General features: G+C 35.3%; 13 protein-coding genes. 4 read left to right on the top strand and 9 right to left on the bottom strand.

What is annotated here, in order from left to right:
* Positions 1–118: 118 nt before the first annotated feature.
* The 7 genes from NE363_RS03560 to NE363_RS03530 all read right to left on the bottom strand — a co-directional run bounded on the left by NE363_RS03560 (position 119) and on the right by NE363_RS03530 (position 5,780).
* Positions 119–613, bottom strand: a complete 495-nt coding sequence (locus NE363_RS03560; RefSeq protein ID WP_347914084.1) for a hypothetical protein — start codon at positions 611–613, stop codon at positions 119–121.
* 43 nt (positions 614–656) lie between these two features.
* Positions 657–1,109 carry a hypothetical protein gene (locus tag NE363_RS03555; protein ID WP_445535834.1) on the bottom strand — a complete coding sequence of 151 codons (453 nt, stop codon included), beginning with the start codon at positions 1,107–1,109 and terminating at the stop codon, positions 657–659.
* Positions 1,110–1,144: 35 nt separating this feature from the next.
* On the bottom strand, positions 1,145–1,654 hold the full coding sequence (locus tag NE363_RS03550; protein ID WP_445535833.1) for a hypothetical protein: 510 nt from the start codon (positions 1,652–1,654) through the stop codon (positions 1,145–1,147).
* Between the two features lie 133 nt (positions 1,655–1,787).
* The gene (gene hchA, locus NE363_RS03545) at positions 1,788–2,663 is read right to left on the bottom strand and encodes a glyoxalase III HchA (protein WP_445535832.1); all 876 of its coding nucleotides are present in this window, start codon (positions 2,661–2,663) and stop codon (positions 1,788–1,790) included.
* Positions 2,664–2,864: 201 nt separating this feature from the next.
* A complete protein-coding gene (locus tag NE363_RS03540; protein WP_445535831.1) occupies positions 2,865–3,863 on the bottom strand; it encodes an NAD(P)H-quinone oxidoreductase in 999 nt (332 codons plus the stop codon).
* A 46-nt stretch (positions 3,864–3,909) separates the two neighbouring features.
* Positions 3,910–4,803: an AraC family transcriptional regulator N-terminal domain-containing protein gene (locus tag NE363_RS03535; protein WP_445535830.1), complete on the bottom strand. Its 894-nt coding sequence runs from the start codon at positions 4,801–4,803 to the stop codon at positions 3,910–3,912.
* Between the two features lie 158 nt (positions 4,804–4,961).
* Entirely contained in the window at positions 4,962–5,780 is an 819-nt protein-coding gene (locus NE363_RS03530) for an undecaprenyl-diphosphate phosphatase (RefSeq protein WP_049065376.1), read from the bottom strand.
* A 344-nt stretch (positions 5,781–6,124) separates the two neighbouring features.
* On the opposite strand from NE363_RS03530, the gene NE363_RS03525 reads away from it, so the two are divergent.
* Complete coding sequence (locus NE363_RS03525) at positions 6,125–6,925, top strand: PaaX family transcriptional regulator (RefSeq protein ID WP_445535829.1); 801 nt, start codon at positions 6,125–6,127, stop codon at positions 6,923–6,925.
* Between the two features lie 106 nt (positions 6,926–7,031).
* Entirely contained in the window at positions 7,032–8,024 is a 993-nt protein-coding gene (locus NE363_RS03520; protein ID WP_445535828.1) for a fatty acid desaturase family protein, read from the top strand.
* Positions 8,025–8,066: 42 nt separating this feature from the next.
* Here the strand turns inward: NE363_RS03520 and NE363_RS03515 are convergent, their stop codons facing one another.
* Positions 8,067–9,101: an AraC family transcriptional regulator ligand-binding domain-containing protein gene (locus tag NE363_RS03515; protein ID WP_445535827.1), complete on the bottom strand. Its 1,035-nt coding sequence runs from the start codon at positions 9,099–9,101 to the stop codon at positions 8,067–8,069.
* A gap of 157 nt (positions 9,102–9,258) precedes the next feature.
* On the opposite strand from NE363_RS03515, the gene NE363_RS03510 reads away from it, so the two are divergent.
* Positions 9,259–9,957 carry an NAD(P)H-dependent oxidoreductase gene (locus NE363_RS03510; protein WP_445535826.1) on the top strand — a complete coding sequence of 233 codons (699 nt, stop codon included), beginning with the start codon at positions 9,259–9,261 and terminating at the stop codon, positions 9,955–9,957.
* A 599-nt stretch (positions 9,958–10,556) separates the two neighbouring features.
* A complete protein-coding gene (locus tag NE363_RS03505) occupies positions 10,557–12,068 on the top strand; it encodes an OmpP1/FadL family transporter (protein ID WP_107972418.1) in 1,512 nt (503 codons plus the stop codon).
* 58 nt (positions 12,069–12,126) lie between these two features.
* On the opposite strand, the gene thrH is transcribed toward NE363_RS03505, so the two are convergent.
* Positions 12,127–12,744 (bottom strand): bifunctional phosphoserine phosphatase/homoserine phosphotransferase ThrH, encoded by a 618-nt coding sequence (gene thrH / locus NE363_RS03500; RefSeq protein WP_017400224.1) that lies wholly within the window; start codon positions 12,742–12,744, stop codon positions 12,127–12,129.
* Positions 12,745–12,782: the final 38 nt, after the last annotated feature.

The following is a 12,782-nucleotide window of genomic DNA, read 5'->3' as shown; positions in this document are numbered from 1 at the left end:
AGATATATTTTTATAAGATTGAATTAAAATTCACTAATTTATAAGTCATTACTATATTTAAATAAAAATAGGGCGCTTAGTTTATAAAGCACCCTATTTACCAATAAATCAAAGAACATCAACCTTTAATATAAATTTTATTTGTTATAGGCAAAACACCCAATTTACTTTGTATTAAAGGGTTCCAAGTATCTTTATCCTTTAACTCATCCAATATATATAAAACAACTATTTTATTTCCTATAGAATAAAGATGACTATACTGTCTCTTCAACTTTTCATTCGTAAAGACTACTCCTTCATATATATCATCTTGATTATTATCTGAAATAATAGTTATCATTGCACCATCATCCACAAAAACATTTCCCTTACTAAGATCAGCTATTACACCACTTACAATATATGTTTCTATATTACCTTTTTTAATATTATCCCACCACTCACTTGTTCCATATAAACCATACACTCCACTTAAACCACTATTAGTAGTACTATCCAGAGTCAAAGCATGTGTAGACCTAATCTCATCTTTCCCATTTTTTTCCAACCATATTTTTAAATCAAAAATCAATTTATATCCTTGATCAATCAACGCACAATTCTCTATCATTTTATTTAATCTTTATCCATTTTATATTTTATAACGATCTAACTTATCTATGATTTTTTAAAAAATTATTGTATGCTTTCTCTCTTCCATCATAGAAAAACAAGTCATCAATTTTTTCCAACAAGTAAAAAACACCTATTATTTCTTTAAGCCCATTAAAAACAAGACCTTTTGAGTTAGATTTTAGCCCTAATGATAATTTTTCAATTAATGAAGAGTAGTTTTTACAATATGAAAATATTTTAATTAAAGAATGAATTTCTTCCTTACAAGGTATATCTACAGTAAGAGTAAGTAAAAAAGCTTTCATATAAAATAAAGTGTTCTTTTCAACTTCGGGAAAGCTAACGTATCCCGAAAAAATCCTCCTATTAACTCCACTTTGGTTATAAATAATATCATTTTCATTACCATTAGCAGAAAAAATAATATCTTTATTTAATTTAATATAACCCACGTAATTATAGGCTATAATATTAATTTCATCTTCACCCATATTAAACTCCTACAATCCATTAACATAAAATAATTTTAACCTTTATCCTTAATGTAAACTCTATTAAGTAATGGAGAAACGCCCAATATCTCTTCTACTACCCAATTACAAGTATCTTCCTCTTTTAATTTATCAAGAATATAAATGGATACTATCTCATTTCCAGCTTTGTAAAGCTCTTCACTAATAATTTTTTCTCTTTCATTAGTAAAAACTATATCTTGAAAAATTTCTTTATTCGTTCCATTTACTTTAATTGTAATCATTATATTCCCCTCTATAAAAGGATTTTCTTCATTAATCTCAACTATTACTCCTTTTACACAATAAGTTTCTATATTGCCATTTCTGATATTTTCCCACCATTCAGCTGTTGCATATAAACCTTTGTCACCCTTAAGCCCCATAGTTGTTCCCTTATCCAACGTAGTTTTCTGTATATTTTTGATATAATTTTTATCCATCAAGATTGAAGAAGATGATCTTAAATCAAATACCAACTTATACCCTTGCCCAAGTAGATTTATATCTTCTATTTTTATCATTTTAATATTCTCCTATTTCTTACTTATTATGCTGATTTTGCATAATTTATCATTTTAAAATTTACACCTGATACATTATTTATTATAAAAAAAATAGGACTTAATAAAAGCCCTATTTTTTTAACCAATATGTTTAATCCTTCACTTCAGCTAGCAACGTTTCAGCTGCAAGTTTTCCTAAATTATTAGAAGCAAGCGGACTATCGCCTGTTAGCAATTTACGGTCTCTATTACATTGTCCTGTAATGCCAGTGTTCAAAATCTTCACACCGAGTTTTTCAAGGTTCTCACCGACTAACCACGGTAAAGCTCCCGGCATATAACCGATATCAATATTTGCCCCCTTATCTAATGAATCAGGGAATACACAAATTTGATAATCTTTAAAAATATAATTCTCAGGTTGTTCATCTACTGCCGCAGCCAATAACGAAGCTGGACCATGACATAAAGTAATAATAAATTTGTCTTGTTCAACTGCCCATTTCAGAACTTTTTTGACATCCAAGCTATGTGGAATCTTAGCTAAAACCCCATGCCCACCCGGAATAAATACAGCTGCGTATGGTGAGTTTTCCCCCACTGCATTTTCTAAAATATCGGCAAGTTTTAGCGGATTTTTTAATTTATCTGCATATTTATGAAAAGTATCTAATACCACCTGTTCTTGCTTTGGCATTGCCCACATTTCAAGTTTGGTGGGATTACCGGAAAGTGTCGCAACGTCAATTTCAAAACCAGCATTATCTAAATGAAACATCGGCAAAAGCATTTCTACTGGATGGTTTCCGGTAGAAAAAAACTTACCGTTTTGCATCTGGATATAACGCTCATCGGTTGCAATCATTAAGACCTTTTTATTACCTGTATACGGCGTTGGGTAAGTCGTACCGTCGTAATCTGTTTTAGGCGAAGTATATTGGCTTAGTGAGTATGGTGATGGGAAGAATGCATTATCTTCTGCCAAATCTGGGGTCGGATTTTTATCATTTGATGCTGGGGTATTCATTGTTACCATCCTTTAGAATTGAAGAACGAAATAACAGCTTTAAGCCAGTTATTATTTCTTAGTACATGTATATTTAGATCAAGAAACTGATGCAACACGCCAATAGAATTTGGCAATTTTTATATAGAAATAGGCACAATTAATAATTATAAATTTTAGTTTAGGCAAACATGCCGCTCACCTAAACTGTCACAGATTAAATTAGGTATTAATCTCTAAAACGATCTTTCCAATATGGTCACCTTGTTCCATACATGCATGGGCACTTTGTACATCTGAAAAATCATAGGTTTTATAGATTTGCGGTAAACACTTGCCTTGCGCTAATAACGGCCACACATGTTCATGTAATGACTGAGCAATCTGGGCTTTTTCTTGGCTATTACGTGCTCGCATGGTTGAACCAGTAATGGTTGCACGTTTTAAAATCAGTTTTTGTAAATCAAATTCTTTTGCAATTCGACCGCCCATAAAACCAATAATCACAAGTCGACCATCACGTTTTAATAGATTTAAGTTTTTCGAGAAATACGAACCACCCACAATATCTAAAATCACATCAACACCTTGGTCTTGGGTGTGTTTCAAAATTTCTTGCTCAAAATCTTGGGTTTTATAGTTAATTGCAGTCGTTAAGTTAGAAAGTGCTGCAACTTTATCTTCACTTCCAACTGTAGCAAAAGTTTTAATCCCTAAAGCATGGCAAATCGCTAAAGCTGTGGTCCCAATACCACTTGCACCACCATGAATCAGTGCTGTTTCGTTTTCTTTTAAACGGCCGATATCAAACAGATTTGCCCAAACTGTAAAGAATGTTTCCGGAATCGCAGCAGCTTGTGTAAATGTTAGATTTTCAGGTATTGGCAATACTTGCGTTGCAGTAACAGCACAGTATTCTGCATAACCACCACCGTTGGTTAAAGCACAAACCTTGTCTCCAACTTTAAACTGTTGCACTTGGTCACCTACAGAAACCACGACCCCAGCGACTTCAAGACCTGGAATTTGCGTAACACCTTTAGGCATTGGGTATAAACCCATACGCTGCAATACGTCTGGACGGTTAATTCCAGCAGCTTTTACCTCAATTAACACTTCATCTGCTTGAGGTACTGGAACATCTGAATCTTGAAGTTTTAAGACCTCAGGTCCGCCGGGAACCGTAATTTCAACAATTTTCATGGTTGTTGGAAGACTCATTGATATGCTCCATGTTTGGTTTATATTTTAAATGTATTGATTTACTTTAATTCATTGAAGATTTAGGTGGAACTCCAAACAGCCGTTTGAACTCTCGACTAAACTGTGAAGCACTTACATACCCAACCTGATAGGCGGCTTCAGCAACACCCATTTGATTATTTAAGATTAAATCACGTGCCTTATGTAATCGAGTAATCTTAATGTACTGTAATGGAGAATAGTTGGTGACTTTCTTAAACGCTTGATGAAAAAGAGAGACGCTCATTCCCGCTTGTTTAGCAAGTTCCTGAACCGTTAAATTGTGATAATAATCTCTTTGAATAATTTCACAAATTGTATAAATCACACTATTTCGACTTATCATCGCCGAAAGATTTTCGATTAAATCACGACTACCTGCCTGCAAAACCCGATAAATGAGTTCTCGTTTTATCTGTTCTCCCAATATCGCAGTATCTTGTTTAGAACGAAGTAAATTCAACAAGCGTAAAGCAACCTCAGATATTACCGTGTTCATGTCTATAATATTTAAACCACAACTGAGCTTTATATCTCTTTTTTCAAGCTCATTTATAGATGGCTGCTGCTGTTTATCCATTTTAGTGGCTAAATCAGCCATCATTTTCGCTTCAAACTTAATCGCAATTGCCAGCATTGGTTCATTTTCAACCAACGTATCGCAGTCAAAAGGAATAGCAATCGAGATGAGTAAACACTGGCCTTGTTGAAACTGAAAAGTATCTTTCCCGATATAACCACGCTTTACACCTTGTATGACTAAAACAATTGAAGGCTCTTGTAATACAGCAACAGGTTGTGTGGAATGATCTACCCTCATAAGAGTGATATTTGAAATATAGGTAGGATATAGACCTTCTTGAGGAGCCAAATATAAAAAAGCCTCTACCAATTTTTTCATCAAATCATTCTGTTGCATTGCTTTATTTTTTACGGGCTATTTAAGATTTACTATATCAATCAAACTAAAAGGGAAAAGTATTTCTTGGTAGTACTTTGTATAAATAAGCAAGTTAAAGCTATTTTTAGGCATAAAAAAACCTAGAAGATTCTAGGTTTTTTCACTTAGTCTGACTATTAAGCAGATAAGTTAAAGAACATTGATGCAATCAGAATAATTACACCGAGCACAATACGGTACCAAGCAAATACGCGTAGCGTATGGCGTTCAACAAAAAGTACCAGTGCCTTTACTACAAATAAAGCTGCAATAAATGCTGCAACGAAACCAACACCAATATTAATCATATTGTCTGAGGTCAACACATCAGCATTTTTAATTAAATCAAATGTTGCTGCACCTAACATGGTTGGCATCGCAAGGAAGAACGAAAACTCTGTTGCAGCTTTACGTGATAAACCTGCAAACATCCCGCCTACAATTGTCGCACCTGAACGTGAAGTCCCCGGAATCATCGCAACACACTGAGCAAGACCAACTAAAAGCGCCTGCTTAAACGTGATTTTTGTTGCATCTAATGTTTTATGCTCAAACTGTTTAGATTCAACCCAGAAAATAATCAGTGCACCAACAATGAGGGCAATCGCAACCACAATTGGGCTAAACAAAACACTTTTAATAAAATCGACGGCTAAAACGCCAATAATCACTGCTGGGAAAAAAGCAATTAATACACTAAAAGCGAAATGACGCGACTCTACATCGCCACTAAAGAAGCCTTTAATCAAGTTAATAATTTTTTGTCGATATAACCAGCACACTGCCAAAATAGCACCTAACTGGATCACTACTTCGAATACACGACCACCATCTGAATGGAAATCGATAATATGACCAAATAAAATCAAATGGCCAGTACTGGAAATAGGTAAAAATTCAGTTAAACCTTCAACAAATCCTAGAAATAGTGCTTTTATAACTTCAAAATTTTCCATCACTTGCTCAAAAAGTTAATCACTAGAAAGGTCTAAAAAGTTGTTTTATATCATGGATAAACCAATACTTTGGCCTAATTCATGTTCAATATCAGATCATTTCTAGCATTTTGGTTATTGCCTTTAATTAAAGGCCGATTATTTAAAGTGCAATAATGTATCACATCATTATGACAAACTTAGGTTAACTATCGTAAAAAGATAAAATCTAATCAAAAACAAATCGTCTTCTAGTTATAAATAAAAGCTCTTACACTCAGGCAAGCCAAGAAACCATCTTAAAACATCAAATAAACATGATATTATTTCAAGCATATGTCATTTATATTTAAAATTTAAACAGAATGAAAAATACTAAAATCAACGCACGTCATCTGATTATCGATCTCTTTCTTTCCTCTGCTTACTCTCAACTTACGATTAAACAAATTTTGGTGGCCGCCAAACTGTTTAACTTAAGTGAAAACGGTATTCGAGTTGCGACAACCCGTTTATTAAATGAAGGTATGATCGAAAGCGTAGAACGCGGAATCTATCAACTTTCACCTTCTACGAAAGATTGGGCAAAAGTAATTCTCAATCGTAAAAATGGTATTAAACAAACTAAAGAATGGCAGCAACATTATCTTGCTGTGTTTACAGGCACACTTGGCCGTATAGACCGAACTGCTCTTAAAAAGCGTGAACGTGTGCTGCGTCAATTTGGTTTTAAAGAATTAGAAACGGGTATTTACATCCGCCCAGACAATTTAGCTTATAGTTTTGAAAAAACCTGTGAGGAGCTTGTTCTAGCGGGACTAGAGAAAGAAGCAAAAATTTGTATTATTCAGCACTTCGAGCCATCAACGCTTAAGCAAATTTTTTCTTTATGGGATACCAAACAACTCGAAAAAAATTATGAAATGTATAGTCGAGATATCACACACTGGCTTGAGAACTATACTCACCTCTCCTTAAATGATGCAGCAGTTAAAGCCCTTCTTTTAGGTAGGGAAACGATTGCTTTGCTCATGAATGACCCCCTATTACCAACACCATTTGTAAATGAGTCTGCGCGTAATCAATTTGCTCAAGATGTACAACAGCTAGACGCAATCGGCCAAAAACTTTGGAAAAAAATATATGAACAAGAATTAAATCTATAGTCATCTGATTTATTTTTTTACAAACAAATATTTCATTTTTTAAATTTTTATGACTATAGTTGTAATATAAAATACAGATACCAAACTCTAATTTGGGAGAATAAAAATGAATACACAGGTAAGTGTTACGGACCTATTTAGTAGAGAGGAAATACAAGAGCTTACAGAACCTTCAGATGTCTATGGTGCTTGGGCTGTTGCCAGTACATGGGCTGTTATTGGTGGAACATTCGCCAGCTTAATCATGATGTGGGATTACTTACCGAGTTGGGGTAAATTATTAGCATGTATGCTTGCCTTAGCAATCTTGGCGGGTCGTCAGTTATGTCTCGCAATTTTAATGCACGACGCGTCTCACAAAAGTCTGTTCAAAAATAAGAAAATAAATGATTTCGTCGGTGAATGGCTATGCGCCCGCCCCATCTGGAATGATCTTCAAAAATATCGTGTACATCATGTTCGTCACCATGCAAAAACATCTACTCCAGATGATCCAGATCTTTCTTTAGTTGCTGGTTTTCCTGTCAGTAAAAAGTCTCTGACTCGTAAATTCTTACGCGACTTAACAGGTATGACTGGATTAAAATTTAGCTTAGGTCGAGTTTTAATGGATCTAGATATCATGAAATGGACTGTTGCCAATGATCAAATCTGGTTAGACCGCAGTCATAAAAATTTCACGGACTATGCAAAGAGTATTGCAAAAAACAGTACGGGCGCTATTGCAACCAATCTGGCACTTTATGGTGTTCTAAAAGCATTTGGTCAACAACGTTTTTATTGGTTATGGCCTCTAGCTTACTTAACCCCATTTCCACTTTTTTTACGTATTCGCTCTATGGCAGAACATGCTGGTATGCAAACCAGTAATACTGCTTTAACCAACACTCGAACAACACGAGCTGGGTGGATTGCGAGAAGTTTTGTTGCACCAATCCACGTAAACTACCATATGGAACATCATTTAATGGCTTCAGTGCCATATTTTAAATTACCGCGTATGCACAAAGTATTAAGAGAACGAGGTCATGTTCCAGTTCCGCCTAGCTATTTTGAAGTGATTCATTCACTTTCATCAAAACAAGAACCATCAACTTAATGCTTATTTAGAAGACCACTTTCAAATTTGTGGTCTTCTTTATTATTCACGTATATCTAATTTTTTTAGTTTTAACTGAGTTTGATAATACTTCGGTGTCACTCCCATCCAGCGTTTAAATGCGCGAGTGAAATGGGATGTATCTGCATAACCTAAACTTAAAGCCACAGCTTCAATTGATATTGCACTATTTTCTAAAAGATCTTGTGCCTGCTGCTTTCGACTTAGATCAACTAATGCTGAAAAACTTGTATTTTCGGTTGCCAAATACCGCTGTAGGCTCCGCTCTGACATATTCATCATGTGAGCGACTTGCTTAACTTTTAACATTTCCCCCTGACTATTCATCAATAATTTTTTAATTACGTGACTAATTTCTGCTTTCCATCCACTGCGTAACTTCAATTTATCTATATCTTTTTTACACTGTGCTTTCAGTAAAGGTGCAAGCATCGGGTCGGCCGTTAGGATAGGCTGCGATAAATATTCTTTTGGAAAAATCCAGACATTCTGTTTTTCATTAAATAAACAATCTACACCCAATTCGTCTTTTAGTTTTGAAAAACCGACGGGTTCAGACATATTTAACTTAACGGTACCTAAAAATGATAATCCTGTTAGATGTTTCGCGATTTGAATAAAACCTAATAACAAAAAAATAGTAGCATCTGAACTCAACTGAAAAGCTTTCAAAGGCTGGCGTATAGACCAGTAAATATAATCTTGTTCTTGTTTTAACTCTGGCTTAAATGCATCACAACGTGATCCAATAAATTGTTCAAGTGTTTTTAGGGCTTCTTCTAAATTTGCACAGACCATGGCCGCCATACCTACCGAACCATAACAAGATGCTTTCATTTCCAAAGCCAAATAACCCGCTAATGCTGGCTCATGAGTGAGTTCAATAGCATGTTCAAGAAGTTTGTTTAAAGCATTAAATTCAACATACCAATAGGGTTTGGTTAATTGTTCTAATGTTATGCCACTTCCATCTAGAAGCTGATCACCAGAGATATTCCAGCGCTTAACCATATCGACTAATAAATTAATATAAGTTCCAGGTAATTCTGGATTCATGCGTGGTCCACTAGCAATCATAATTGTGGCGTCAAATGGTAAAAACTGTCAGTTCATGAACTATGCCACGTTTTTAAATTGATGCATAGTTGTTCAAAATGGAATCCAGTGAATCGCACTAGACAGCACAATTTCTGAAAAGAATACAGGTCACCTTATGAATATTTTGATCGTTCATGCTCATCCAGAGCCACAGTCTTTTACAGCTTCATTAAAAACAACAGCTCAGCAAACCTTTAAAAAGTTAGGTCATCATGTAGAAGTTTCTGACTTGTATGCAATGCAGTTCAACCCTGTAGCTTCCAAAGAGGATTTTTTAGAACTCAATCAACCCGACTATTTTAATTACGCATTAGAACAACGTAATGCCGCCAAGCAAAATCTTTTAGCACCTGATATCCAATCGGAAATTGAAAAAGTAAAACGAGCAGATTTGATTATTTTGAACTTCCCACTTTACTGGACCTCTGTCCCAGCAATTTTAAAAGGATGGATTGATCGCGTATTCGTTTCAGGACTTTTTTATGGCGGAAAACGCTTTTATAACCACGGTGGTATGGCGTGTAAAAAAGCGATGCTCTGTTTAACACTGGGCGGTAGAACGCATATGTTTGGCGAGAACTCTATTCACGGACCAATAGAGCATTATCTATCACCTATTCAACGCGGTACCTTGGCTTATAGCGGTTTTGAAGTTCTTCCACCATTCATTGCCTATCATGTACCTTATATTAGCCAAGAAGCACGAAAAACCATTCTTGAGGACTATATAACGTACCTTACCCACCTCGACCAGCTTGAACCTTTAAAGTTTCCCAAACTTGAAGAATTTGATGAAAAGTTATATCCCCTTTAACGGTTTGTTTTAACTCTAAAACGGAATACTTGTATTCATACTTTTTAATTTGGTTCATTCTTTGTATTTTAGACGGTTAAACTTATCTGCTGAAAACACCCAAAAAATTGATCAAATGGTAAAAAATAAATACTGATTTATGCTCTATTCTGAATAATATAAAATGGAATCAATAATATACACATGTAGAGAAACTAGACTTATCCAGTAAAAATGATAACCAATACTCACTTCATGATCAATCAACTCATATTTTTACAAAAAAATCTTTGACCATTTTTCTTGGATTTTTGACAAAAATGTCATAAATACATGGCTTATTACTAATAGATTAAAAATATAAATATCAATTATTTAAAATAGTTTAATAATGTAAAAATTTCTCCATATTTCATTCTTTATTGACTTTTTTTGTATAAAAAATGAGTACTCCCCAGTTCATATAACAGATTTACTCTTAGTGTAATTATGCTATTTTTGTTACATGGAGTTATCAAAGCTTTGAAACTTGTAATTAAAAGCTTTGAAGGCAACACAGTTTAAACGGTTTAACTCTGTTACTTTTAAAAAAATGTCTTGAAGTTCAAGGAAAGATTAAAATGAAATTAAAACATCTGAGCACTGCAATGATTTTGGCAACGCTGCCTGCAACTGGGGTTTTCGCAGCAGCTTTGGATCGCTCTGGACAGTCAATGTCTGCATTCTTACAACCAGGTAATTACTTTGAAGCTGGTATTTCTGTTTTAGACCCAACTGTAGAGGGTAAAGAAGCAGGAACAAGCGCAACACGTCGTAATATTGACGATATGGGTAATGATTACTACTTCCCAAGTGCTGCATTAAAACTACAACTTAACGATAAATTCTCTTTTGGTTTACTCTATGACCAACCATTTGGAGCAGATGCAGAATATTCAGGTAACAACGTATTCGTTTCGAATCCAGGCACTGATACTATTTTAAGTCAAAAAGCATTAGGGGACTTGGCAACCAGCTCAATTCAGAAGTTGATTCAAGCATCTGGAGCAGCATTTACACCAGCTCTTATAGCCGTGACGAATACTACTGGCGGTGATCCTACAAAACCAACTCAAACAGAAGTTTTAGGAGCATTACAACAAGTTGCTGCTGGAGGAAATACAACTGTAGGTGCAGGACTAACAGCTCTACAAAACACCCAAAATGCTATTAATGCTGCAAACAATTATTTAGGTCGTGGTGGCACTAAAGTTAAAGTTGATACTCAAAACTTATCTTTTGTATTTGGTTATCAACCAACTAAAAACTTCAACTTCTATGCAGGTCCTGTATTACAAACAGTTAAAGGTAATGTAAGTTTACGTGGTCAAGCTTATAGCCTTTATAATGGCTATGATGCGAATATTAAAGAGACTACAGGCGCTGGTTGGCTAGTAGGTGCAGCTTATCAAATTCCTGAAATTGCCCTTAAAGCATCTGTAACTTATCGTTCTGAAATTGACCATAAAGTGAATATTAATGAAAATTTATCTATATTAAATTTCCCAGGTCTTACTTCAGTACTTGCTGGTTTGGATGTCCCAGCTTCTAAACTTCAGGCAATTAATACTGAAGGCAAAACTACCATTACAACGCCACAGTCTGTTAACCTTGATTTCCAAACAGGGATTATGGCGGATACAGTTGCATTTGCTAACGTACGTTGGGTGAACTGGAAAGATTTCTCAATTCAACCATATAAATTTGGTAAAGTTTCAGAAGCTGTAGGCGGTATTATTGGTCGTCCAAATGGCTTTAACTTAGTTGAATACGCAGATGATCAATGGTCTGTTAATGCTGGTGTGGGTCGTAAACTTAACGAAAAATGGGCAGGTAACGTCTCTGTAGGTTGGGACTCTGGTGCAGGTAACCCTGTAACTACTTTAGGTCCAACAGAAGGTTACTGGAACGTAGGTTTAGGTGTTCAATATAGCCCTACTCCACAAACCTTCATTGCTGGCGGCGTAAAATACTTCTGGTTAGGCGATGCTAAGGCTCAAACTGGCGCACAAGCTGGTGGTGATGAATATGTTGCAGAGTTCTCTGACAACAATGCCATCGCTTATGGCTTAAAACTTGGTTATAAATTCTAAGCCCAAAAATTATCACATATAAAAAAGGCGCTTAAAGCGCCTTTTTTATTGTCCATTCTTAAGCAGGAATATTACGCTGCGAAACTGAACGGATTGCTTCTTTTAATGCATCATAGCCATGAATTGCTGGGAACTGAGGGAACTCAGCAATCACATTTGCAGGTGCATCAAATAAGAAGCCATGATCAGCTTCACCAAGCATGGTTGTATCGTTATATGAATCCCCTGCCGCGATTACACGGAAATTTAAACCGTGAAGTGCTTTAACTGACTCACGTTTTTGATCTGGTTGACGTAGTTTATAAGCGGTGATCATTCCTTCTTCATCTGTCTCTAACTTATGACAGAAAATTGTTGGCCACCCTAATTGTTTCATTAGAGGATGAGCAAACTCATAGAAGGTATCTGACAAGATCACAAGTTGGAAATGAGTACTTACCCATTCAACAAACTCTTTGGCACCTGGTAATGGTCCCATCTCAGCAATCACTTCTTGAATGTCATTTAGGCCTAAACCATGTTGTTTTAAGATATTCAGACGTTGAGTCATTAAAACATCATAATCTGGAATATCACGAGTTGTTGCTTCTAGTTCTTTAATCCCTGTTTTTTTTGCGAAATTGATCCAGATTTCAGGAACTAAAACCCCTTCAAGATCTAGGCATACGATTTCCATGAATGCTTCCAACGTTGGTTAAAAATTGCTGTATCATA

The organism is Acinetobacter sp. G18 (genome assembly GCF_052660225.1).
This window is presented reverse-complemented; position numbering and strand designations above follow the sequence as displayed.

Bases quoted from the DNA above. Each gene is read 5' to 3' on its own strand.
- NE363_RS03560 (WP_347914084.1), bottom strand. From the start codon at position 613: ATGATAGAGAATTGTGCGTTGATTGATCAAGGATATAAATTGATTTTT.
- NE363_RS03555 (WP_445535834.1), bottom strand. From the start codon at position 1,109: ATGGGTGAAGATGAAATTAATATTATAGCCTATAATTACGTGGGTTAT.
- NE363_RS03550 (WP_445535833.1), bottom strand. From the start codon at position 1,654: ATGATAAAAATAGAAGATATAAATCTACTTGGGCAAGGGTATAAGTTG.
- hchA (WP_445535832.1), bottom strand. From the start codon at position 2,663: ATGAATACCCCAGCATCAAATGATAAAAATCCGACCCCAGATTTGGCA.
- NE363_RS03540 (WP_445535831.1), bottom strand. From the start codon at position 3,863: ATGAGTCTTCCAACAACCATGAAAATTGTTGAAATTACGGTTCCCGGC.
- NE363_RS03535 (WP_445535830.1), bottom strand. From the start codon at position 4,803: ATGCAACAGAATGATTTGATGAAAAAATTGGTAGAGGCTTTTTTATAT.
- NE363_RS03530 (WP_049065376.1), bottom strand. From the start codon at position 5,780: ATGGAAAATTTTGAAGTTATAAAAGCACTATTTCTAGGATTTGTTGAA.
- NE363_RS03525 (WP_445535829.1), top strand. From the start codon at position 6,125: ATGAAAAATACTAAAATCAACGCACGTCATCTGATTATCGATCTCTTT.
- NE363_RS03520 (WP_445535828.1), top strand. From the start codon at position 7,032: ATGAATACACAGGTAAGTGTTACGGACCTATTTAGTAGAGAGGAAATA.
- NE363_RS03515 (WP_445535827.1), bottom strand. From the start codon at position 9,101: ATGAATCCAGAATTACCTGGAACTTATATTAATTTATTAGTCGATATG.
- NE363_RS03510 (WP_445535826.1), top strand. From the start codon at position 9,259: ATGAATATTTTGATCGTTCATGCTCATCCAGAGCCACAGTCTTTTACA.
- NE363_RS03505 (WP_107972418.1), top strand. From the start codon at position 10,557: ATGAAATTAAAACATCTGAGCACTGCAATGATTTTGGCAACGCTGCCT.
- thrH (WP_017400224.1), bottom strand. From the start codon at position 12,744: ATGGAAATCGTATGCCTAGATCTTGAAGGGGTTTTAGTTCCTGAAATC.